The following is a 22,602-nucleotide window of genomic DNA, read 5'->3' as shown; positions in this document are numbered from 1 at the left end:
CTCCTCTTCATGAAAAACCGTACCGCTCCGGCCTTAGTTTTCATTTTCATAACCTTGCTGATTGACGTAACGGGGCTGGGTATCATTATTCCGGTTTTCCCGAAACTGATTGAACAACTCATTCATGGCAATATCAGCCAGGCGGCTAGTTGGGGGGGGTGGCTATCGTTCTCGTATGCTGGGATGCAGTTTCTGTTCTCTCCTATATTGGGCGGGTTGAGTGATCGCTTCGGCCGTCGGCCGGTGCTGCTGTTTTCGCTATTTGGGTTTGGCGTTGATTACATATTTCAGGGATTTGCCCCAACAATCGAATGGCTGTTTATCGGGCGACTGATTGCAGGAATTACGGGAGCCAGCTTTACCACCGCAACCGCTTATATTGCCGACATTAGTACCCCCGAAAAACGAGCGCAGAATTTTGGATTAGTCGGAGCTGCCTTTGGCGTTGGGTTTATTCTTGGGCCCGCTGTCGGTGGATTTCTGGGCCAATATGGCCCGCGTGTGCCGTTTTTTGTAGCGGCAGGACTAACCATGATTAACTTCCTGTACGGCTTTTTTATCCTGCCCGAATCGCTCGCTCCCGAACATCGTCGTCCCTTCGACTGGCGACGTGCCAATCCGATTGGTTCATTGATGCGGTTGGGAAAGTACCCGGTTATTTTAGGACTGGTGGCCTCATTGGTACTGGTTTATATTGCCGGATTTGCCGTGCAGGGAACGTGGACGTTCTATACGATGGAGAAATTCAAGTGGGATGAAAAGACGGTAGGCTTGTCGTTGGCGACCATTGGCTTATCCTTTGCCATTGTACAGGGGGGCCTCAGCCGGGTGCTTATTCCAAAATTAGGGCAGGAGAAATCAGTCTATGTCGGCATGATGTTCAGCGCCATTGGGTTCGCCTTATTTGGCTTCGCTAACCAAAGCTGGATGATGTTTGCGTTCATGGCTGTGTACGCATTGGGCGGTATTGCCGGGCCATCCATTCAGGGTATTATCTCAAACCAGGTTCCAGCCAATGAACAGGGCGAGTTGCAGGGTGCTTTAACCAGCTTAACCAGCACGACGTCTATTTTCGGGCCGCTGATCATGACAAACCTTTTTTCGTTTTTCACGTCGCCAGCAGCACCAGTTTATTTACCTGGAGCACCCTTCTTTCTAGCTTCTCTACTGATCATCATTAGCGCGACACTGGTTGGACGTGGATTGAAACGGCAGACGGTGGTCAGTTGATTTTATATCTAGCCAGCCTAAGCCAATCCCAACGATATTTATAGTGGTGTCCGTTTCTTAAAACGGACAAGCGAGGTTTCTAAAAACCTTGTGTAATCGGTAGGTTTTGAGAAACCTCCTAAGTCGGGTTGAAGAACCCGACTTCACTGGTATAACGAACTCTTTACAATTCCTTTTTAAACTCCAGACCATCAAAAATCAGTGTATCGACTTTACCCGATGCACCAAGAATGAAACGCCCTCTGGCCTTTCCATACCAGGCTTTTTTGTAAGGACCGTAAAACAGGTCATAATGCCAGTGGGATAAATTAGCGTTCAGGCTATTATCATTCACATTGACGACTAATTGGCTCCCTTGCACACTTACCTCCGCCTGCCCATATAAGGGGCTGGTGTATTTTCCGGCGTAAGCTGCCAGGGGCAAGGAAGGCAATGTATTCGGTACTCGTTTGTCAATAAATGCTTTTTCGGCTTTTTTGCCTTGCTCTTTTAAGCCGTCGTATAGCTTCTTAAATTCCGTACTCCAGTCGCGGGTACCGCCCAGGGCAAACCAATCGAAGGTCTTATACACAAGGGCATGACGAACTTCGGCATGGTCATAATTGCCGAATACGTAAACACCCAATTTCTCATCAGGCAATTGGGCAGTGATGGCCGTAAGACCCGACAGACTACCCGTATGAAAATTCACTTTATGTCCCTTATAATCGTGCTGATACCAGGCTAGGCCATAGGTGCGCCAGTTGGGCTTCAGAATTTGCATAGTTGGGTATTCGTCTTCCGGGAAAAACGTTTGTGGGGTAAACATCTCAGCCCAGGTTTCGGGCTTTAGTAAACGCCCACCATTGTATTTGCTGCTGTCGAGCATACAGATTACCCATTTGCTGATATCATCTGCCGATGACCAGACGGCACCCGCAGAGCCAATTTCGCTATCAGCACCGTATTCAATGACCCGAATGGTATCGTTGATGTTGTAGTGGGGTTTGGTTAGATTATCATCCTTAATGTAGCCGCGCTTAGGGGCAGTCCGGTCCATTCCCAGGGGCGTAAAGATTCGTTCTTTCAGAAATTCAGCCCAAGTCTTTCCGGCAATCCGTTCGATTATACGCCCGGCAGCGGAATAAAACGTATTCTGATAAGCAAACCCGGCCCGAAACGGGTAACTCGGCTTTACCATAACCATCCGTCGAAACATCTCATTAGCGGGAATGGTCATGGCCCCTGTCATAAAATCGGTGCTGCCGATACCGGTGTCATGAATGAGTAAATCACGAATTTTTAGCTCCCGGGTTACGTAGGGGTCATACAGTTGTAGTTCGGGCAAATATTTGGAAACGGGATCATTCCAGGCGAGCTTCCCTTCATCCACCAGCATACCCATCAGAGCAACAGTCATGGCTTTTGTTGTCGAAGCACAGGCAAATAACGTCTGGGTATCAACGAGATCAGGCTTGCCCAATTCACGAACTCCATAGCCTTTCTTGAAAAGTACTTTATTGTCTTTAACGACGGTGATCGATAAACCAGGAACCTCCCATTGTTTACGAACAGCCTCTACGTAGGCATCGAATTCCTGAATCTGTTTGGAAGAAAATTGCTTTTGAGCAGTGGCTGGAATAGATACTAGAGCAAGAAGAAGTACAACTATTTTTCTCATGTAGGCGTATGGTATCATGTGTTAGGTTCAATGTACGAACAAGTCAACCTCGCTCAGAAACGAGTACAGGATTTACTGGACATCTCCTAGAAAATATCCTGTAAATCCTGTACTCTTTCAAAAAAAGTTTGACTTGCTCTACATTGATTTTAACCTCTCGTCCGACAGATAGCCACGCCAATTGAGATTAACTCACTTTGTGGTCCCAATGGGGTCATACCCTATATCATTCAATATAATTCTGCTTACTTGTTTAACTACAGCCCAAAAACCACATCAAACTTAAGCACCATAGCATCTTCGGTTTTCATACCCATTAACGATGGCCGCTCAATATTATGATCGCTCATATTAACGGGGAACTCACCTGTTAGGGTCATTTTTCTACCCGCGTCTTTGCGAGTTGCCTGGAGTGTAGCCGGTTTAGCTACACCATGAAAGGTTAATGTACCTTTCACGGTCAAGGCACCATTTTCTCCCGCTTTAATATCCGAACTAACAAAGGTGACGTTGGGGTATTTGAGCCCTTCAAGTACTTCCATCGCGTGCGAATCGCGGTTGTTATTGTCGCTATCGAATGACGCTACTTTTATGGAAACCGCTACATTTTCGGGCTGTTTCGTATCATCATTATAGATGATTGCACAGTTTACATCTTTACTCACGCCATCCCACTTATGGAGTGGATGCTTGGCCGAATACGTGACCGTCGACAAGGCTTTATCAGCCATTATCTTACGCTTGGCCATCGGTACCGAAGTAAAGGCAAAGAGAATCCCGATGGCTATCCAGAAGCCATACTTCCCTGTGTATTTCATGGTCTTAGAATGTTAAAGAAACTATCGAAGCTGCGTATGCGCCAAATGTGGTGTAAGCAGCCGCCCGATGGATTGGTTTCAGGTCTGGATTATTCTCAATCATATGGGCCAGAATATTCGTCGCCACCATACCTGTCAAATGCACAACAGCCAGATACTTATGCAGCTTGATCGACGTGAATCCCTTTTTAGCTCCCACCACAGGTGGAGGTGCTGTGAGCGACAACGCCAGGGTAGTTCCGTAGGTAACGTTGATAAACGTAGCCGACCGTTCGTGCCATTTCTTTATATCGACGTAATCCTGTCCTTTGGCATTATAGAGTTTCGCCCCCAGTAATCCCTGAGCTACAAAGCCTGCTAACGTTATAAATCCACCAATCTGGTGCGCCACGAGCATTGTACGTCGAACTTTCAGTTCATGCACACGCCCTTCCGATGTTAACGGAGCGATCTTCATGGTTCGTAGCAAGCCTTTGGGGCCCCAAAACGCCCGCTGCGTAAAAATCATTTTATGGGGCAATAGGGCCTGCGTTTCAGTCGAGTCTGTCAGACCAGCCAGTAGGTCGTTAGCGGATGCGTCTGTTGTCGGCGCAATAACGGTATCCCGACGAACGGCCGTCGAATCCTGGGCTCGGGCTAAACCGATCCCGAGCCACAGGAGCACGGCAAAATGAATGTACTTCATCGAGCAAAATTTAGTTGTTAGGCAGTCACTGTTAGGGTATTCCCATCTGCACTGAGGGATGTTTTGTATTGCGTCAATGCCTTCGTAGCCGGACCAACGTCCACAGCCCCCGTTAGGCTATATTCAGAGCCATGATTAGAGCAATAGATATCGTCCTGCGCGGCCCGATACTGAACTTCTGTCCCTTCATGCGTACATGTTTTCGAAAGTGCAACGAATGAGCCACTCTTGCTTTTAGCCACAATCAGGCTCCCAATTATAGCGTACTGCCCTGCTGTTTTTAGCTTGCTGTAATTTGAGTTGGTCAGGTCAACCGTAAAGCTAATGGCCCCTTTGGAGGCATCTGCATTACCGGTTACCCCAGCCGCCGGCGTTACTACCGTACCGCCCGGCGTAACATCATCACTACTTTTTGAGCAGGCGGTTAGTCCGGTTCCCATGCAGTAAAATGCCATAAGCGCTGCGCTACTCATACCAAGACTACGAATAAACTCTCCGCGGTTCATCTGCTCGGCTGTTGGATTGCTTTTCATTTGGTTGTTCGTTTTCATGTAGGTACATTAATTAATAGCCTCCCGTAGACTATCATACGTAAACGTGTTACTCATAATTTATAGCGGAGAGAGAAAAATGCGCCGGTACTTAGTAAGTTAACTTTAAAAAAGCCTACTCCCTTGAGGGGTGCCTTCATAAACGGCTCCACCTGCCATGATAATCGTCGGCTAAAGGACCGTTCATAACCAAATGACAGGTTCAGATTGCTGAAGCGATAGCCACCTGTATTACCACCAGAAGGGCTATACTCAGTTGGCTGGTTATATGTATGAGCCGGATATGTGTAATAGTATTCCTCTTGCTTCATGATATAGCTTGTTACGCCACTGCTCACAAACCAGCGGTCAGGTAACCGCCCATCTGATCGAGGCTTTATAACAACATCATAGCGAATATTGATCGGGATATCGAACATGTTACAACGACCATCAACCAGATCTGGCGACTTCATTGGCGGCTGCCACCAAGTCGTTGGTGCATTGTATTCGCTTGGAAGCGCCTTATATACTTTCGTACTCTTAATCACCCCCACCTGAATACTCCAGCGAGACGCCAGCCGATACTCCAGCAATAGGCCCACATTTGTACCAGGACGGGTAAAGTTTTTTAAGCCAATAGTACTTAAATCCGGCGCTACTACAAACCGAACACTCAGTCCACGTTGTACGGGTATTGATGCGTTGGAAACCACTCGCTGTGCGGTTGTATCGGTATAAGGCTCAACAAGCCGACCGGTGAAGGCCAGATTTTTAGGCCAACGTGCCGGGCGGACTGATAACTCATTTACAGTTGGCAACAGCACAGAAGTAGCTTCTTCTGACCCAGGCGATAATGGACTACCGGTTAACATCAACCCAGTAGATTGGGCGACTTTCGGTCTGTCTATACCTGATCGCTTTGTAAACGATGGCATTGGCGAACCAGTATAGCCCGTTGCCGAAAGCACCACTAGGTCCTGGCTGGCATTTCGCTGCTTCCGAAGTTTTCGAATAGAGGTTCTGCTTCTAGCCAGCGGTACGCTACTTAGGCGGTTCGTTTTTTCTTCAGAGTTCATTGCCCCTACTAGCTCCGAATCAGATCGCATTCGCTTGGTCCGGTTCCGGCCAGATGCCAACTTATACGACGATGGTATGGATTTCGTTGCAACTACAGTCTTAGTCAACTTCCTAGCCAGTGCCGTTCTAGTAGACTTGCTTAGCCCAGTCGGCTTCGACATCTCCGATTTTTCAACACTAGTTTCCAGGCTACCCGGTTTATTGGCTGACCTCTCAACGTTGCGAAGAGGATTTTTAGCTGACTCCCCTACTTCGCGAGTAGTCTCCTTAGCCGATTCCGCCCGATTAGCCGACGGCCCAACTTCGCTAACCATAGGTTCGGGAGAACTGGTTGTTAGTTCTGTGGGTCGCTGCGTTTCGGCTAATTGGGGCGTTGCGGACTGATGCACTCCTTTAGCTATAGTAGTTTCTTTTGCCCTGGCTTCTGCTACTTTTTGCACTGAGGTAGTGGCCGTACCAGGATTCGCTTTTCGGTAAATAAACCAACCGCCACCTGTCAACAGCATAAGCAGTGCAACAGGCAGGCCCCAACGGAGCAGATTTTTCCAAATCAATGCACTGCTGGGCGTGGTGCGGTCGTTGGCATCCAGGCGGGCTTTCATATCCTGCCAGGCTGCCGGATCGAACGGGGTATCGAACTCTTCAACCGACTTTCTGAAGAGCCCGTCCAATTGGTCATCGGTTAGCTCTGGCATACTCATCGTAGTTTATGTGTTTCAATAGTTGGCGCAGATTTTCGCGCGCCCGAGCCAGGTTCGATTTCGACGCACCTACCGAAATACCGAGTTGACCGGCGATTTCTTCGTGCGTAAATCCATCCATAACATATAAATTAAAGACCAGCCGATAGGCCGGAGATAAACGTTGAACGTAGCCTAGTAATTCTTCGTAAGACAGCTGGCTTAAGGCATCCGCCGATTCCGAAGCAACTACTTGTTCGGCTTTTTCAACATCGTCGTGCTGATGACGCACCTCCTGTCGATAATGGTCGATAGCCGCATTGATCAGAATACGTCGAAGCCAGCCTTTAAACGGTTGCGCAGAATCATACTGATCCAGTCGTGTAAAGACTTTTAGGAAACCATCATTCAACACTTCCAGCGCCCCATCACGAGTAGGTGCATAACGCAGACAAACGCTCATGGCATACCCGTAGAACTGCCGGTAAAGCATTTCCTGACTTTGCCGGTGGTTGCGCAGACAACCCGCCAAAATGTCGGTTAAAGCCGGTATGTTAGGAGCGTTGGACAAAGTAATTCAGTCTATGGGTTCTCGGTTTCGGGTTAGCCCCAAGGGTCGTCTGTCAGGTGCTGAACCTTACCCAAAAAGATAACCCGTTCACTAATTCGGAGCATTCACCGACGTAGCATTTACGACCGGCCATACTCCTGGTTTTGGGAAACTCACTCCTTTGGTACTGCCTCTCTGTCCGTTATCGGAACCAAAATAATAGAGCGGCCAGCCTTTATACGTGAGTTGTGTTTTACCAAAAACTGTAATCGTTGCAAAATCCGTTTTCTTAAGCGCAGAAGGAATCTCTCCTAACGTGGATGATGTTACGAAAATTGGCCAGGTTCCGTCATTACTAAAATCGGCTTTGGTATAGTTATTTTTATTGTTTTTGTCGAAAGCGAATGCATACAGCGTACGTCCAACGCTATCCGTCAAAAACAGCGAATTCCCAGTACCCTCTTTTGTGTCAAATGTATAACTTTTGCCGTCACTACCAACTAGTTGTCGGGATGCAAGCTGCACCGTATAGTTTGGCTTGGCTACCATCCACACGTTGCCTACATTCTCGCCTGCTATATCCCCTGCTTTCGCGTCATTTTTAAAGTAATAAAGTGGCCACCCTTTGTAGGTCGTCTGTTTAGCTCCATCAGCGCGGGTAATTGTCGCAAAGTCCGCAGCTTTCAGATTTTTACCCAGTGTCAGGGTTTCCTGGTAAAATATGGGCCAGTTGTCCTTGCAGGTACCGGAGCAATTCGCATCACCAGACACATCAGGCGCAAAAAAGTACAACGTTTTACCACCTTCGCCGGTCAGCACGTTTCCAAGGGGGGTTGTTCCTATCGCTACCGAAGATACCGTAGTCGGATTTTCCTCGTCTTTGCAGCTCAGCAATGTCACTACAACTAAAGTAGTCAGCAAGGCCAGGCGATTCATGTACACGTAAGGCTTCATTCTATCAACTGTGTTTAAAATGAGAAAAAGAACAGTTGAACCGGTTCAGTTGGCAATACGGGCTATCGTAAAAAAGGGTTGCGTGAAGAAGTAAAAGTTTTGAATAAATGGTCATGAGTAATCAGGATTATGCCTGACCAGTAGTATCTGCCCGTCGGTCGGCCCGGATTTCGGGAATGGTATCGGGGTCGATCAATCCCAGCGAGGCTGCGTGTTCAGCAGCCGCTACCGTGTCAGACACCAGCAGCATAGGAACATGGTAGGCTTCTGTGGTTTGGATGAGTGCCCGAACGGTTTCGTCGCGTCGGTCTTCCGATACATCGCGAATATAGATAGCCCGAATTCTGCCTGGGTTTTCGCGTACAATCTGTGTATAAATTTCGGGGTCCTGCTGACCACTATCGCCAATGAGCACAAACGGCAACTGCGGGTTCACGTCCAATACTTTCCGAATCATGGCTAGCTTATGCACATGATGCCCCTCTGGCAATAAAAACGTGGGCGATATGCTAAAATCGCGGAGCAAAATTGGTCCTTTCGGAATCCCCTGAATCCGAAAAAAATCAACTAGCAAATCATATAAATTCCAGGGACTGCTCGATACATAATAAATCGGATTGAACAACGTGGTAACAGGACCACTTTGTAATGCCCGATAAAACGCGGCTATTCCCGCAAAGGGCAAGCGGGTGTAAGCGTTTCCTAAAAACGTAAGTCGTGCCGTTTGGAGTAAGTTTGTAGCATCGGTCACGAGCACGGTGTCGTCGATGTCGGAGATAATACCAAACTGACTAAATGGTGGGGAAATCATCAGATAACCATCTTTAACAACAGATTGATTCTCTGACGTTTCCTTCGTATCAGGCTGTAAAACGCCCTCCAGCGAATAACGAACGGGAAACCATACCCGACCGGCCGGTAAATCATTTGGAGGGTTAATAGTCACCTCAAAGTAGCCTTCCTTATCCGTTATGGTCGTGTGTGCCAGACCAAAAGCTTCAACTCGCACGGTAACACCTTCCACTTCATCACTTCCGAAGCGTTGATAGGTAGCCAGTAGATTTTGCCAGAACGTATCCCGATCGCTGGGCGTACTTAAATCGCGCTGACGTAAAACGCGGCCTTTCAGAAAAACTTCCGACGGGCTCCCAAAGCCACGATAGTAAATAATTCGGTAGGGCTTTTCGGCATCGAGCCGCCCAAAGAGCCGGGTTTTGAGTCGATCGAACTGGGTTTCAACATCAGTTGATGCAGATACTAAAAAATCTTTCCAGGAGGACATAAGTAGTAAGCGGCTGGTTTACGCAGGTCAGCCATCGTTTTTTCGTGAAGATAATGGCGTAATTTTCGACCATCCGGGGTTTAGTGGTAACTTTGGCAGTCAATACTACAAACCATGAGCAAACAAATTGTTTATAGCGAACAAGCCCCTGAACCCATTGGTCCCTACAGTCAGGCGGTTAAAGTAAATGTAGCCGCCGGCACGGGAATCCTGTTCGTTTCGGGCCAAGTTGCCATCGACCTGGCCCCCAAAGGCGATATTAAGGCTGAAACACAAAAGGTCATGGAGAACATCGGGGCTATTTTGAAGGCCGCTGGTCTGGATTATACCAACGTGGTTAAATCCACCATTTTCGTGAAGGACATGAATAACTTCGCTGCTATTAACGAAGTCTATGGTCAGTTCTTCACCAGCGAACCACCTGCTCGCGAAACGGTTGAAGTAGCCCGCCTACCTAAAGATGTCAATGTTGAAATTTCGGTAATTGCTGTTTAATAAAAAAGGAGGAAAGGGAGGAGGGGTAGAAAAGGGAAGAAAAAGAGAAAAGGGTTATAGTTGTATTCCCTTTCGTCCTTTTCTCCTCTTCCTGCCTTTCCTCCCCTCACAAAATTATGTCAAAACCCGTTCGCGTTCGTTTCGCGCCCAGCCCAACCGGCCCGCTGCATATTGGCGGGGTGCGTACTGCGCTTTATAATTACCTGTTCGCCCGAAAAATGGGCGGCAAGATGCTTCTTCGTATTGAGGATACCGACCAGAACCGTTTTGTGCCGGGAGCCGAAGATTATATTCTCGAATCGCTACGCTGGGTAGGCATTCAAATCGATGAAGGTCAGGGCGTAGGAGGTCCAGATGGCCCCTACCGCCAATCGGAGCGTCGGGAAATTTACCAGAAAGAAGCCCAGCGATTGATTAACGAAGGTAAAGCCTATTACGCTTTCGATACAGCCGAAGAGCTGGACGCCATGCGCAAACGGCTGGAAGAAGCTAACGCACCAGCCGCACAATACAATGCCATTACCCGCATGCAAATGCGTAACTCCCTGACCTTAAAGCCTGAGGACGTTCGTGCTCGTATGGATGCTGGTGAGCCATACGTGATTCGGCTAAAAACACCCCGGAAAGAAGAAGTCCGGCTGAACGATATCATTCGGGGTTGGGTCAATGTTCACTCGTCGGCTATCGACGATAAAGTGCTGTTGAAATCCGACGGGTTGCCAACCTATCACTTAGCCAATATCGTAGACGACCATCTGATGGGCATTACGCACGTCATTCGGGGTGAAGAGTGGTTACCCTCGGCTCCGCTCCATGTGTTGCTATACCGGTATTTAGGTTGGGAAGATACAATGCCCCAGTTTGCCCACTTACCGTTGTTGCTCAAACCAGAAGGCAACGGTAAACTCAGCAAGCGCGATGCTGATCTCGGTGGTTTTCCGATTTTTCCCCTACAATGGACTGATCCATTTACCGGAACAGTAGCGCGGGGTTTCCGCGAAGATGGCTACTTACCCGAAGCGACCATTAATTTTCTAGCCCTACTCGGCTGGAACCCAGGCACCGAGCAGGAGTTGTTTTCGATGGACGAACTCGTTGCCAGCTTCGACCTGAGCCAGGTTCACAAAGCAGGCGCTCGTTTCGATATTCAGAAAGCGCAGTGGTTCAACCATCAGTACATTCGTCAGCAGTCAGATACTGACCTGGCACCTACTGTTCAGCAACAGGCCGAAAAAGCCGGATTTGTCTGCTCAATAGAAAAAGCAGAGAAAATTGCGGCTTTATTGAAAGGTCGGGTCAATTTTGCCCACGAAATATTTACTGAGGCCGGGACGATATTCAATGCGCCAATAGCCTATGACGAAGCTATTGTAACGGCCAAATGGAATGCTGATGCCGTAAAAGCCGTAACTGTTTTTCGCGATGCATTACAGTCATTTGACGGTGAATTCTTGGCTGATACGATCAAACACACATTGTCTGATACAATGCAGCAGGCAGGTATCAAACAGGGAAAAATTATGCAGGCCATGCGGTTGGCCCTTACGGGCTCCGGCGCAGGCCCCGATCTGATGCTAACCATGGAAATCATCGGCAAAGACGAAACAATTGGACGCTTAGAGAAAGCGCTGGAGACGTTGAAAATGCCAGCCTAAATGTCGCATAGCGACGAGATGTTTGTAGTATTACAACGTTCTGAAGTGGCACTGGTCGCGTAGCGATCAAACACATCTCGAAATTTGATCGCTACGCGACCACTCGCAATTGGTTTTTACGAATACTACAAACATTTCGTCGCTAACGCGACTTAACGCATAATTCTAAACGCATACGACCGATGGCAAAGAAAAAAACGAATCCCGATGAAAACGACAAGCCACGCGTTCACAAGGAACTTGAAGGCTTCGATATTCAGATTAACTCATTCGGCGAAATCACGACGAGTTTTGATATTGATCGAATCAACCAGTTTCTGAACAAAACGGTAGATGATAAAAAACTTCGCCATCGTACCGACCTGAATCTGAAAGGTGATCCCGAACCTGACGAGAAAGACGATGATGCGGATGACGATCAACTCTTTGACGAGTCAGACAATGATTTGCCAGACGACATCAATCAACGCTAAAAGCCCGACCCGTTAAAATGCCCGGTCGGGCTTTTTTTGTACCGTTTGTCAGAAAAACTATTTATGGAATGGTCGAGTTTCCGTAGTTTTCGTTCACTAATAATCGCTCCAACCAACTAGCGATATTTAACCGATAACCACTAACGACGCTCAGCATGTATTCTCACGAAATTGACTACAAAATCATTGGTGAAGACATCCAGATTGTAGAAATCGAACTAGACCCCAACGAAACCGTTATTGCCGAAGCGGGCTCCATGCTGTTTATGGAAGATGGCATCACCTTCGAAACCAAAATGGGCGATGGCTCACAACCCGACCAGGGTTTTCTGGGCAAACTGCTTCAAGCGGGTTCGCGTATGGTTATGGGTGAGTCCTTATTTATGACCCACTTCACAAACCGGGGTGTTGGCAAAAAGAAAGTAGCCTTTGCCGCTCCCTATCCGGGTACGATCATGGCTGTCAATCTGGCGAACATTTATGGCAATACCCTCATTGTTCAGAAAGATGCCTTTTTATGCGCAGCTCTGGGCACGAAGCTAAGTATTCAGTTCAACCAACGTTTAGGAGCTGGCTTCTTTGGCGGAGAGGGATTCATTCTCGAAAAAGTGCAGGGTGATGGGATGGCCTTCATTCATTCTGGGGGTGTGGTTATAGAGCGAACACTTAATAATGAAACCTTACGGGTAGACACTGGCTGCGTAGTTGGTTTTGAACCCAGTATCAATTTTGACATTCAACGGGCGGGTGGCCTTCGGAGCATGGTGTTTGGTGGGGAAGGATTGTTTCTGGCTACATTGCGTGGCTCGGGTAAAGTCTGGATTCAGTCGATGCCAATTTCTAAACTGGTACAACGACTAGCCCCTTATAGTGCACAAGGCCATAAGGAAGGCGGTTCCGTACTGGGGCAGTTGGGGAATTTGTTTGAAGGTTAGTCTGAACCACACGGGCGGCCCCGCCGGGATTTTCAGGATTTAGATGATTTTCTTGATTGTCTGGTAACCAAATAATATTTGAATGATTTAAGACATTTTTGTCAATAATCATGTTAATCAGTCAAATCAAATAAATCCCGGTTTAAATGGAAGTTATTTGCACGAACGACAATTTTCCGGCACCCGTACTGGCGTTTTACGCGGAGTTTGGTGTGCAAACGCCCAAGCGCGACAAAATGTACACGGTTCGACAGGTGAAACGTCATACCACTGGCGAAACGGGCATTTTATTGAACGAGATCAAGAATCCCGACGTGCCAGTGAAGCATCCGGTTATGGGAGAAGTCTGGTTTGAACCTACATTCAATGTCAATCGATTCGCAACGTTGATGGGCGAACCAGTTCTGAAGGAAGAACTAGAAGATGTAAACGCCTAGTTGAAATTGCCGAATACCTAAAAAGCCTGGCACCAAAACGCTGGGCTTTTTCGTTTTCTTTTTTGTCATGCTGACGAAGGAAGCATCTTCGGCAGCTTTGTTTTCTGTTTATAGCTACCGAAGATGCTTCCTTCGTCAGCATGACAAAAAACGCTGGTGCAGAAGTATTCACTCGCTCTTATAATTGGTTTGCTGCTTACTGCCTGTGGTAGCAGTTCATCCGACAACTATGTTCCAAAACCTAAGGGTTTTCCACGTTTGGACTTACCTACGCCGAGCTACACACTCATCGCCCCCACGCATCCATATCAGTTCGAGTACAACAAAATCGCCCGGATTTTACCGGATACATTCGCCAGAGCAGAACGTGACTGGATTTTTATCAATTACCCAACCTTTCATGCCAGTGTTCAACTAACCTATAAGCCGATTCACAACGATGTGAACCGACTGCGGGCCATGCTCGAAGACTCCTACAAACTGGCTGCCCGTCATAATATAAAAGCCTATGCAATTGAACAGCGGAAACTCCGCTTAAAGTCGGGTCTGGAAGCGAGTGTTATTGATTTATCGGGCGAAGTACCCAGCCAGGTTCAGTTTATCACGACCGACTCAACAACCCATTTTCTACGCGGAGCACTGTATTTTAACACGGCGACTGAAAATGACTCGTTGCAACCGGTTATTCAATACATTCGCAAAGACATTCTGCATTTGTTGAATACCCTAAAATGGAAAAAGTAAATAAATTGATGATGAACGAATTACGGTTTACGATTTATTGGACAATCCTTCTGGCTTTGTTTACGCTTTCAACTGCTAACGCACAGACCAAAAAGCCTGCGGTTAAGCCAGTACCCAAACCGGCGGCTGTAGCTATCAAAGCGCCTGGTCAGCTTATTTATGAACAAAATTGCCTAACCTGTCATCAGGCAAACGGCTCTGGCGTACCCAACCTGAACCCGCCCTTACGCGGTACAGACTGGGTATTGGGCGATAAAATCCGGCTTATTAATGTAGTGCTGAAAGGATTGCAGGGGCAGGAAATTGAAGGAGATATGTATGACAACGCCATGCCCGCCCACGATTTTCTGACAGACATACAAATCGCGGATGTGCTGACTTACATACGAAGCAATTTTGGCAACAAAGCCGATGCCATTACAACCGATGAGGTAAAAAGCGCTCGTGGGAAATAGAATTTTCAGTTGAATTTAAAAATTATGTTTGAATGACACCCACCGAAAACGGCTTTGTGATTGGTGCGTGGTTAGCAGCAGCAATTCCTTCCGAAAGAATTTGTCGGGTTTGAAGCGGGTCTATAATGGCATCGACCCAGAGCCGGGCGGCTGCATAATAAGGAGATAGCTGTGCGTTGTATTGATCCGTGATTTTGGTCAATTGGGCTTGTTCCTCCTCCAACGTCATAGGTTGGCCCTTCGCTTTTTGAGCCGCCACCTGAATCTGAAGCAATGTTTTAGCTGCAGATGCCCCACTCATTACGGCCATTTGTGCAGTAGGCCAGGCTAGCATCAAGCGTGGATCATAGGCTTTTCCACACATAGCGTAATTACCTGCGCCATAACTATTTCCTACAACGACGGTAAATTTCGGAACGACGGAATTGGCCATTGCACTAACCATTTTGGCACCATCCTTAATAATACCGCCCTGTTCAGCACGGCTACCTACCATAAAGCCCGAGACATCCTGTAAAAACACGAGCGGAATCCGTTTCTGATTGCAGTTCATAATAAACCGGGCGGCTTTATCGGCGGCATCGCCGTAAATGACTCCGCCCATTTGCATCTCGCTTGGCTGGCCTGTCCGGCCTTTGGCCTTCACCACTTTGCGCTGATTAGCTACAATCCCCACAGCCCACCCATCGATTCGGGCATAGCCGCACAGGAGTGACTGGCCATAACCAGGCTTATAGGCATCGAACGCGGAGTTGTCCACAAGTCTATCCACAATTTCCTGCATGTCGTAAGGTTTAACACGGTCGGCGGGCAGGATTTGGTAGATTTCATTGGGATTTTTAACAGGAGGGGTTTGCTCGATACGGTCGAAGCCAGCCGTTTCATGATGGCCGAGTTTATCAAAAATACGCTTGATAGCGTCTAAACAGCTTTTATCATCGGGATATTTATTGTCCACAACACCCGAAATGTCGGTATGCGTGTTGGCTCCGCCAAGCGTTTCGGCGTCTACATCTTCCCCAATGGACGCTTTTACCAAATAAGGCCCGGCCAGAAAAATAGAACCCGTTCCTTCCACAATCAGGGCTTCGTCAGACATGATGGGCAAATAAGCGCCACCCGCTACACAACTGCCCATAATAGCCGCAACCTGCAAAATACCCATTGCGGATAAATGGGCGTTGTTACGAAACGTCCGGCCAAAATGTTCTTTATCAGCGAAAACTTCATCCTGCAAGGGTAGATACACGCCCGCGCTATCAACGAGATAAATAATTGGCAGGCGATTCTCCATCGCAATTTCCTGCGCACGGAGGTTCTTTTTAGCCGTGATCGGAAACCAGGCTCCAGCTTTCACTGTGGCATCGTTAGCCACAATGACACACTGCCGACCTGACACATACCCAATACCCACAACCACTCCCCCCGACGGACAACCACCATGTTCGGCATACATGCCTTCGCCGGAGAACAAACCAATTTCAACAAACGGCTTATCTGAGTCAGTGAGGTAGGCAATACGTTCGCGAGCGGTTAGTTTACCCTTCCGATGCTGGTCGTCAATTTTTTTCGGTCCGCCACCCAATTGGGTTTGGGCAGTTCGTTGGGCGAGTTCGTCGAGAAGGGATTGGATAGAGTTCATTGTAAAACGCAAAGGGCCAAGCTAGTGCTTGGCCCAGACATTATTTTTTCGTCGAATCGGCTGGAATAACGGTTGTAATCGTTGTGCTGGCTGCAGGTGCTACGTAAGGCTTTTCTTTCCGGCCAAAGAGCGAAAACTGAACGTACCGTTTCGGATTCTCACGTAGGTCGGTTAATAACTTTTCGAGACTGGCAGCCGTATTATTCACATTGCTGTAGAGCGCTTCATCGGAGGTCAGTTTTCCTAACGAACCACGTCCGTTGTTGACATCCGTTAGTATTCGCTGTAAGCCTTCAACTGTTTTATTGACCGTTGCCAAGGTTTGTTTCAACTGCAAACCCTGTAGCGAATCGGCAAATGTATCGGCTTTAGCCAGAATCGGTTTAAGTTGCTTTTCGGTTTCCACTAAAGAGGCTGCCAAATGACTTACACTGGCAAGCGTCGCTTTTAAACCAGCCCGGTTTTCGGCAATAGTTAAATCCAGGGTTTTTACGCCAGCATCGGCACTTCGGAGCGTCTGGTTCAGCATAACACCTGTTTGATCAAACTGCTTCACAACGCGGTTAAGTTGATACGTCAGCGAATCTACATTGTTAAGAACGGGTAGCGTTTTTTCTTTAATCAGCGCCGAAAGGCCCGTTTCTTTAGCCGCCACCAGCATACCTCCATCCTCAAGGTCGGGTGCTCCAGAATTTACGGTAAGCTGAATCAATTTCCCCCCCAACAGCCCATCGTCGACCAGGCTAGCTCTTGATCCTTTCGTAACACGAATGTCTTTTTTTAGCTCTACCGTAACTAACAGCTTATTACCCTGATTTTGTAAAATCTCAATACTTTTAACCCGACCTACCGATAATCCATTGATCCTAACTGGATTAGAGGCAACCAGTCCATCAATATTATCGTAAATAACCTGGTATTTATTCGTTGAGTTAAAGAAATCGGATCCTTTCAGAAATCGAAACCCAAAGTAGAACATCGTTAGGGAAACGACAGCCAATAAACCTACTTTTACTTCCTGCGAAACTTTCATGTGTTGTGTGAAGGTGACCGCCCAACGGGCCGTGCCAACCGATCTGGTTGGAGGTATAACCAACTTTCGGGCCTGTTTGTCCCGAGAAGCTAGGGAATTTCGTGGAGTGGTAAATTAAGTGGAATGAGTGGAGTAGGTGGAGTGAGTTCCGATTATTGGACTCACTCCACCTACTCCACTCATTTTACTATCTACCTACCCACCCGCTTCAATTTCCTGTTTGTATCGTTCAAATGCTTTATAAATCGCATCGGTCATTTCATCCTGCCCCTCTTCTGAGCGTAAGTAGTCTTCCTCTTCTCGATTAGTGAGGTAACCGCTTTCGATCAGTACACTGGGCATCGTGGTTTTCCAGAGAACAATAAAACCGGCCTGCTTTACCCCATTGCTTTTACGATTGGCATTGGAGCGGAAACTACGTTCCAGTTTTTCAGCAAAACTAATACTGCTGGCAATGAACGCATGCTGGTAATTGGCCAGCATGATTGTCGCTAAAGGTGAGTTTGGGTTAAAGCCTTTATAGGTCTGCTCGTAATTCTTTTCCTGTAAAATAACCGCATTTTCGCGTCGGGCTACATCCAGGTTGCTTTGGGTCCTGTGGAGCCCCAGTGTGTAAGTTTCGGTACCATAGACCCGGCTGCTTGACGGGCTGGCGTTACAATGAATGGAGATGAACAGATCGGCCCGGTTCCGGTTAGCAATAGCCCCCCGTTCATATAAATCAACAAAATGATCGGATGAACGCGTATAAATAACCCGAACATTTGGATGGTTCTCCTTAATTTTCCGCCCTAATTGCAGAATTAACTCCAGATTAATCGTTTTTTCTTTGGCGTAACGACCATGCGTACCAGGATCTTTGCCGCCGTGGCCCGCATCGAGTACAATCGTACGGAGTTGATTAGGAGCATTTTCAGCCGGTGCGGTTGTTTCAGTATCTTGCGATCCACCCCGACGCACGGTGTCCTGCGTTAGATCAGACAATAGCAAATTCGGTGTGGTTAAGGCCAGTAAAGGAACTACTGCCAAAACCAAAGTTGTCATTATTCCGGGAGCCGGCAGGTTCATGGGTTTAATAATTTTTAACAGCCTAAATCGTTTCAAACCGGTAGTAGGATAACTTGTTCGTGGATACCTTTGTATGCCATAGACTTAACGGACTTTTGGCAAATATAATTTTTTTAATAACCCTGAAAAAAGCATACTTTATTTTGTGGTTCTCACGCACACGACCAATATGTATAAAGGCTGCTCTCAGCCTTGTCTGCCTATTCTGGACGTTTAATGCGTTGGGGCAGGCTAAACCGTCAACCCGGAAGAGAACTAAACCATCAGTAACAACCGCTCCAAGTTCACAAACCACCCCTGCGGCAGTTCCTCAGGAAAGTGACCTGGAACGCGAGCTTAATCAAAAATATTCAGCCCCTAACCGCCTTAGCCCTACTCCATACAATCGGAATACGGTACCAACTGCTATTGGAAACGACACAACACGACGTCAACAGGCCATTTCTTCCGGTGATTCCGTTCGATTCTCGCCCCTAAAGTTGATTCAGGTTTCGGAATTGACTCCCAAGGGTATTCAGTCGGTTCAGGTACAATGGCCTATGCTATTAAGCAATATAGTTCAGCCTCCTACCCCGTTATTTATCAATGTCGATTCGTTACGAGTCGTTCTGGCCGATTCCATGCAACGGGAATCCACCCAAACAATTCAGGCCACACAATTACAGCCTAAGCGAATAAAGGTTACTTCTACACCATCACGCCCACTATCAACAGCACTTGTTCATTCCCCAAAGCCGATCCTAATTCGCCCGAATCCGATACGAATTGCAGCCCGGGATTCAGTACAAAAGGCACCTGTCGCTCCGGTCAAAAAGCCTGCTATTACCCAGTTAGCGCCAAAATCAATTCCATCGGGTAAAGTGCAACCAGGTCTTGTTTCTCCCAACATAGTCCGGGCGGAAAGTGTAGTACGGCAGAACCAATCCAAAGTAAACTCGACCAGACGAAGCCAAGCCAAACCAACCCGCCCAGCCAGTCTTACCGCGGGCAAACCAGCCATTCCGGCCGATTCGGCTCAGGTTGCCAGTAATGACACTGTCCGGACCGATTCTCTACAGGCACCCGATGCTTTTAAAACAACCGTCAACTATCAGGCCAAAGACTCAACTATTTACGCTGCTGATGGACAGACCGTTGAATTGTTCGGTGATGCCAGTGTGATCTATGGCGATATTTCACTCAAAGCTGACTATATCCGGCTGAATTACCTAACGAATGAGGTCTACGCGAAAGGTCGCTACGATTCAACAGCCAAAAAACTGATTGGTCGGCCTGTTTTTCAGGATGGCGAAGGGAAGTATGATGCCAAGGAGATTCGGTATAATTTCCAGTCCAGAAAAGGTCGGATTCAGGGCGTTGTTACGCAACAGGGCGAGGGTAATATACGAGGCACCACAGTCAAGAAAGATGCTGAGGATAATCTCTATATTGGCAAAGCGATTTATACAACCTGTAATCTGGCAACACCCCACTTCCATATCAATGCCAGTAAACTAAAAGTCATTCATAATAAGCAGGTTGTAGCCGGCCCATTTAATCTGGTCATTAATCAGATTCCGTTACCTATTGGATTGCCCTTTGGTTTCTTTCCGTTTCCCAAACGTAAGGAAATTGGTGTATCCGGTATCATTGTTCCACAATACGGTGAAGAACCCAATGGACGGGGCTTCTATCTGCGCGATGGTGGGTATTACTGGGCGGTGAGTGAAAATCTCGGTCTGCAGTTTAAAGGACAAATATATTCCCGCGGTAGCTGGGGTCTAGGCGTTTCATCAGCTTATAACAAACGGTATCGGTATAGCGGAGGTGTCAATCTTCAGTTCAACCGAAACCGCTCCGGCGACCGTGTTGATACCACCCAAACGCCCCGTAATGACTTTTCATTTACCTGGTCGCACTCGCCGGTACCACGCGGGCGGGGTAGTTTCTCGGCCAACGTCAACGTCAGCAGCAACAGTTATAATCAGTTTAACTCCTATAGCACCCAGTCCTATATTTCCAACGTAGCGGGCTCATCGGTGCAATACAGCCGAACGTTTGGGCAATACGTGCGGGCAGGTGCTAACGTGCGTGTGAACCAGCAGTTTGGGCAAGTGAATCAGGTAACGGGCGTTCGGGCAAATGGCAAGACCGATGTATCGTCGGATTTCAACCTGGGCATCAATCAGATTTCTCCCTTTGCGCTCAAAGGAGGCTCAGGCCGGTGGTACGAAAGCTTTCGGGTGGGGTTAGATCTTAGCGGATCTATTGCTGTGAGCAATACAATTAAGCAGCAGCTCGATACAACAGGCTTAGGCTTCCCGGTGGTTACCAATTTAACAACGATTAACTCTATTCAACGTTATCAGGACAGTATCAGACGTGCACAAAATCTCCGTCTAGGTATTGTTGAAACTGATCCTAATTTAATTGCCTTCAGTCTGGCGAATTCAAATCGAATCTGGCAAAACCGCGTGGTGCAGGCCCGGTATAGCATTCCCATTTCGCTACCAAACTTAAAGTTGTTGCGGTACATAAACCTGACTCCCGGCTTCTCGCTACAAGGGAATATTTATAGTAAAAAGCTACAACCCAATTTAATCTACAATGCCAGCCACGACTCAATAAAGATTGATACAGTACGCGGCTTTTATCCATCATATAATTTTTCGGTCAGCGCTAGCATGAATACCCGCTTCTATGGCACTTACTTTATTCGGGGTAAGCGTATTGAGGCTATTCGTCACACAGTTGCGCCTTCTATATCGTTCAACTATGTACCCGATTTTACCAACCCCTCCTTTGGGCAGTTTTTTGTGCTGGATGCCAAAGGATCACTTGCCAATTTACCTCTCTATCGACGGACAATTTCTGTATTCCGGGGTATCGACGGAAATAGCAGCAGCGGTGCATCAAGTACACAGGCAGCCTTTGTTTCGTTTGGGATTGTGAACCAGTTGGAAATGAAGGTACGTACCCGTAGTGACTCATCCGGGCAGGACTTCAAGAAAATTCCGATTTTCGATAACCTGAGTATCAATGGAAGCTATAACTTTCTGGCTCCTGATTATAAGCTGTCGCCACTTTCAGTCAGCGCCAACACGCAGATTTTCAAGAATATAAGTTTCAACTTTTCATCAACATTCGATCCCTACGCTTATCGGGCGTATGGCGGAACAGCGCAGTATTATTTCCCAACAACAGCCACCACGCTAACCCCCCTCGCCTACTCGCCTTCAATTCAGGCCTTAAATGCGGACCAACCTTATATCAATCAGCAGTATATCCGGGTGCCTAATCTCTATGCATTTCAGGCTGGGCAGGGGCTGTTACGGCTAACAAACTTACAGGCCTATGTTAGCGCACGATTTGCCCCTAAGCAGGCCGACAAAAAGAAGACCAGCCCGAATGCGTCCGATGCGACGATGAAGGCCATCAACAGTAATCCGGAATTGTATGTAGACTTCAACGTCCCCTGGTCGATGAACGTCAGCTATACGTTTGGTCTGACCAAATTAACGCCTGAGATTTCGCAGGTAGTGCAAGCGCTGACCCTCACGGGAGATCTAAGTCTGACACCCAAATGGAAAATAACCATTAATACGGGCTATGATTTCCAATTCAATAGCCCAACCCTAACAACCATCGGTATTAACCGCGACCTACACTGTTGGGAAATGGCCTTCAACTGGACGCCCTATTCTGGCAACAACTTCCGTTCAGGCAACTACTCCTTCGATTTGCGGGCACGGTCGTCTATTTTACAAGAGCTTAAGCTGAGTCGTCGCCGGAGCTTTTACGACCGTGGCGGATTTTAAGGCGACCCATTTTCCTTAAAAACTCTCACGCTAAAGAGTCTTTTTTGAAGAAAAAGTACCCTAATGAAATCAGCTAGTAAATCAAGATAGTAAAAAACACTAACTTGCCTTCACAACGCTTTTTTCAGATCGACTCCGATGACTGAACGGGACAAACAACGCCTTGACGAACTAGAAGTAAAAACGGCTTATTTGCTGGCTCGGCAAGATGAGCAGGATGCTCGAATGAGCCAAATTATGGCTCGGCTAACCTACATTGAAGCCCGTCAGCATCGGCTTATGAAAGAGCTTGGTATTAAGCCCGAAAAAATCGATACCCCTCAAACCGCTCAGGATGATGCCAGGGCAATCAACCTGACGAGTATTCCTGAACAACGATTGAATTAATGAAAACTGACC

General features: G+C 47.5%; 21 protein-coding genes. 10 read left to right on the top strand and 11 right to left on the bottom strand.

Annotation, left to right across the window (positions count from 1 at the left end):
* Window positions 1-9: 9 nt before the first annotated feature.
* Window positions 10-1,230 carry a TCR/Tet family MFS transporter gene (locus ACYVGO_RS06450; protein ID WP_142776038.1) on the top strand — a complete coding sequence of 407 codons (1,221 nt, stop codon included), beginning with the start codon at window positions 10-12 and terminating at the stop codon, window positions 1,228-1,230.
* A 163-nt stretch (window positions 1,231-1,393) separates the two neighbouring features.
* On the opposite strand, the gene ACYVGO_RS06445 is transcribed toward ACYVGO_RS06450, so the two are convergent.
* From ACYVGO_RS06445 to ACYVGO_RS06410, 8 genes are all read right to left on the bottom strand, one after another.
* Window positions 1,394-2,890 carry a serine hydrolase gene (locus ACYVGO_RS06445; protein WP_460968435.1) on the bottom strand — a complete coding sequence of 499 codons (1,497 nt, stop codon included), beginning with the start codon at window positions 2,888-2,890 and terminating at the stop codon, window positions 1,394-1,396.
* A gap of 257 nt (window positions 2,891-3,147) precedes the next feature.
* Window positions 3,148-3,708, bottom strand: coding sequence for a YceI family protein (locus ACYVGO_RS06440; protein ID WP_460968433.1), 561 nt, complete (start codon window positions 3,706-3,708; stop codon window positions 3,148-3,150).
* A gap of 4 nt (window positions 3,709-3,712) precedes the next feature.
* Window positions 3,713-4,393, bottom strand: a complete 681-nt coding sequence (locus ACYVGO_RS06435) for a hypothetical protein (RefSeq protein ID WP_142776041.1) — start codon at window positions 4,391-4,393, stop codon at window positions 3,713-3,715.
* Between the two features lie 17 nt (window positions 4,394-4,410).
* A complete protein-coding gene (locus ACYVGO_RS06430) occupies window positions 4,411-4,944 on the bottom strand; it encodes a QcrA and Rieske domain-containing protein (RefSeq protein WP_246859343.1) in 534 nt (177 codons plus the stop codon).
* A 53-nt stretch (window positions 4,945-4,997) separates the two neighbouring features.
* A complete protein-coding gene (locus ACYVGO_RS06425) occupies window positions 4,998-6,698 on the bottom strand; it encodes a porin family protein (protein ID WP_460968431.1) in 1,701 nt (566 codons plus the stop codon).
* On the bottom strand, window positions 6,679-7,254 hold the full coding sequence (locus ACYVGO_RS06420; protein WP_142776043.1) for an RNA polymerase sigma factor: 576 nt from the start codon (window positions 7,252-7,254) through the stop codon (window positions 6,679-6,681). Before ACYVGO_RS06420 ends, ACYVGO_RS06425 begins: the two co-directional genes overlap by 20 nt.
* Before the next feature lie 90 nt (window positions 7,255-7,344).
* Window positions 7,345-8,187 carry a hypothetical protein gene (locus tag ACYVGO_RS06415; RefSeq protein WP_460968429.1) on the bottom strand — a complete coding sequence of 281 codons (843 nt, stop codon included), beginning with the start codon at window positions 8,185-8,187 and terminating at the stop codon, window positions 7,345-7,347.
* 127 nt (window positions 8,188-8,314) lie between these two features.
* Window positions 8,315-9,469 carry an App1 family protein gene (locus ACYVGO_RS06410; RefSeq protein ID WP_460968427.1) on the bottom strand — a complete coding sequence of 385 codons (1,155 nt, stop codon included), beginning with the start codon at window positions 9,467-9,469 and terminating at the stop codon, window positions 8,315-8,317.
* A 114-nt stretch (window positions 9,470-9,583) separates the two neighbouring features.
* Between ACYVGO_RS06410 and ACYVGO_RS06405 the strand changes: the two genes are divergently transcribed.
* From ACYVGO_RS06405 to ACYVGO_RS06375, 7 genes are all read left to right on the top strand, one after another.
* Entirely contained in the window at window positions 9,584-9,964 is a 381-nt protein-coding gene (locus ACYVGO_RS06405; protein WP_142776046.1) for a Rid family detoxifying hydrolase, read from the top strand.
* A gap of 116 nt (window positions 9,965-10,080) precedes the next feature.
* Window positions 10,081-11,619: a glutamate--tRNA ligase gene (gene gltX, locus ACYVGO_RS06400; protein ID WP_460968425.1), complete on the top strand. Its 1,539-nt coding sequence runs from the start codon at window positions 10,081-10,083 to the stop codon at window positions 11,617-11,619.
* A gap of 182 nt (window positions 11,620-11,801) precedes the next feature.
* Window positions 11,802-12,092, top strand: a complete 291-nt coding sequence (locus tag ACYVGO_RS06395; protein ID WP_460968423.1) for a hypothetical protein — start codon at window positions 11,802-11,804, stop codon at window positions 12,090-12,092.
* Window positions 12,093-12,247: 155 nt separating this feature from the next.
* Entirely contained in the window at window positions 12,248-13,027 is a 780-nt protein-coding gene (locus ACYVGO_RS06390; RefSeq protein ID WP_142776049.1) for a TIGR00266 family protein, read from the top strand.
* A 146-nt stretch (window positions 13,028-13,173) separates the two neighbouring features.
* On the top strand, window positions 13,174-13,464 hold the full coding sequence (locus tag ACYVGO_RS06385; protein WP_460968421.1) for a hypothetical protein: 291 nt from the start codon (window positions 13,174-13,176) through the stop codon (window positions 13,462-13,464).
* 156 nt (window positions 13,465-13,620) lie between these two features.
* Entirely contained in the window at window positions 13,621-14,208 is a 588-nt protein-coding gene (gene gldD, locus ACYVGO_RS06380; protein ID WP_460968419.1) for a gliding motility lipoprotein GldD, read from the top strand.
* Entirely contained in the window at window positions 14,196-14,663 is a 468-nt protein-coding gene (locus ACYVGO_RS06375; protein WP_460968417.1) for a c-type cytochrome, read from the top strand. Before gldD ends, ACYVGO_RS06375 begins: the two co-directional genes overlap by 13 nt.
* A 22-nt stretch (window positions 14,664-14,685) precedes the next feature.
* On the opposite strand, the gene ACYVGO_RS06370 is transcribed toward ACYVGO_RS06375, so the two are convergent.
* From ACYVGO_RS06370 to ACYVGO_RS06360, 3 genes are all read right to left on the bottom strand, one after another.
* Window positions 14,686-16,296 carry an acyl-CoA carboxylase subunit beta gene (locus ACYVGO_RS06370; RefSeq protein ID WP_460968849.1) on the bottom strand — a complete coding sequence of 537 codons (1,611 nt, stop codon included), beginning with the start codon at window positions 16,294-16,296 and terminating at the stop codon, window positions 14,686-14,688.
* A gap of 49 nt (window positions 16,297-16,345) precedes the next feature.
* Window positions 16,346-17,338: an MlaD family protein gene (locus ACYVGO_RS06365; RefSeq protein WP_142776053.1), complete on the bottom strand. Its 993-nt coding sequence runs from the start codon at window positions 17,336-17,338 to the stop codon at window positions 16,346-16,348.
* Window positions 17,339-17,533: 195 nt separating this feature from the next.
* Window positions 17,534-18,382 carry an N-acetylmuramoyl-L-alanine amidase family protein gene (locus tag ACYVGO_RS06360; RefSeq protein WP_142776054.1) on the bottom strand — a complete coding sequence of 283 codons (849 nt, stop codon included), beginning with the start codon at window positions 18,380-18,382 and terminating at the stop codon, window positions 17,534-17,536.
* A gap of 167 nt (window positions 18,383-18,549) precedes the next feature.
* On the opposite strand from ACYVGO_RS06360, the gene ACYVGO_RS06355 reads away from it, so the two are divergent.
* Entirely contained in the window at window positions 18,550-22,203 is a 3,654-nt protein-coding gene (locus ACYVGO_RS06355; protein WP_460968414.1) for a putative LPS assembly protein LptD, read from the top strand.
* Between the two features lie 138 nt (window positions 22,204-22,341).
* Entirely contained in the window at window positions 22,342-22,590 is a 249-nt protein-coding gene (locus ACYVGO_RS06350) for a hypothetical protein (RefSeq protein WP_142776055.1), read from the top strand.
* The last annotated feature ends 12 nt before the right edge of the window (window positions 22,591-22,602 follow it).

The sequence above is a fragment of the Spirosoma migulaei genome (genome assembly GCF_054776855.1).
The sequence above is the reverse complement of the archived record's forward strand: the minus strand, read 5'-3'. Positions and strand labels throughout refer to the sequence as shown.

Bases quoted from the DNA above. Each gene is read 5' to 3' on its own strand.
- ACYVGO_RS06410 (WP_460968427.1), bottom strand. From the start codon at position 9,469: ATGTCCTCCTGGAAAGATTTTTTAGTATCTGCATCAACTGATGTTGAA.
- ACYVGO_RS06365 (WP_142776053.1), bottom strand. From the start codon at position 17,338: ATGAAAGTTTCGCAGGAAGTAAAAGTAGGTTTATTGGCTGTCGTTTCC.
- ACYVGO_RS06390 (WP_142776049.1), top strand. From the start codon at position 12,248: ATGTATTCTCACGAAATTGACTACAAAATCATTGGTGAAGACATCCAG.
- ACYVGO_RS06450 (WP_142776038.1), top strand. From the start codon at position 10: ATGAAAAACCGTACCGCTCCGGCCTTAGTTTTCATTTTCATAACCTTG.
- ACYVGO_RS06360 (WP_142776054.1), bottom strand. From the start codon at position 18,382: ATGACAACTTTGGTTTTGGCAGTAGTTCCTTTACTGGCCTTAACCACA.
- ACYVGO_RS06445 (WP_460968435.1), bottom strand. From the start codon at position 2,890: ATGAGAAAAATAGTTGTACTTCTTCTTGCTCTAGTATCTATTCCAGCC.
- ACYVGO_RS06440 (WP_460968433.1), bottom strand. From the start codon at position 3,708: ATGAAATACACAGGGAAGTATGGCTTCTGGATAGCCATCGGGATTCTC.
- ACYVGO_RS06405 (WP_142776046.1), top strand. From the start codon at position 9,584: ATGAGCAAACAAATTGTTTATAGCGAACAAGCCCCTGAACCCATTGGT.
- ACYVGO_RS06385 (WP_460968421.1), top strand. From the start codon at position 13,174: ATGGAAGTTATTTGCACGAACGACAATTTTCCGGCACCCGTACTGGCG.
- ACYVGO_RS06375 (WP_460968417.1), top strand. From the start codon at position 14,196: ATGGAAAAAGTAAATAAATTGATGATGAACGAATTACGGTTTACGATT.
- ACYVGO_RS06395 (WP_460968423.1), top strand. From the start codon at position 11,802: ATGGCAAAGAAAAAAACGAATCCCGATGAAAACGACAAGCCACGCGTT.
- ACYVGO_RS06435 (WP_142776041.1), bottom strand. From the start codon at position 4,393: ATGAAGTACATTCATTTTGCCGTGCTCCTGTGGCTCGGGATCGGTTTA.
- ACYVGO_RS06415 (WP_460968429.1), bottom strand. From the start codon at position 8,187: ATGAAGCCTTACGTGTACATGAATCGCCTGGCCTTGCTGACTACTTTA.
- gltX (WP_460968425.1), top strand. From the start codon at position 10,081: ATGTCAAAACCCGTTCGCGTTCGTTTCGCGCCCAGCCCAACCGGCCCG.
- ACYVGO_RS06425 (WP_460968431.1), bottom strand. From the start codon at position 6,698: ATGCCAGAGCTAACCGATGACCAATTGGACGGGCTCTTCAGAAAGTCG.
- ACYVGO_RS06350 (WP_142776055.1), top strand. From the start codon at position 22,342: ATGACTGAACGGGACAAACAACGCCTTGACGAACTAGAAGTAAAAACG.
- ACYVGO_RS06430 (WP_246859343.1), bottom strand. From the start codon at position 4,944: ATGAAAACGAACAACCAAATGAAAAGCAATCCAACAGCCGAGCAGATG.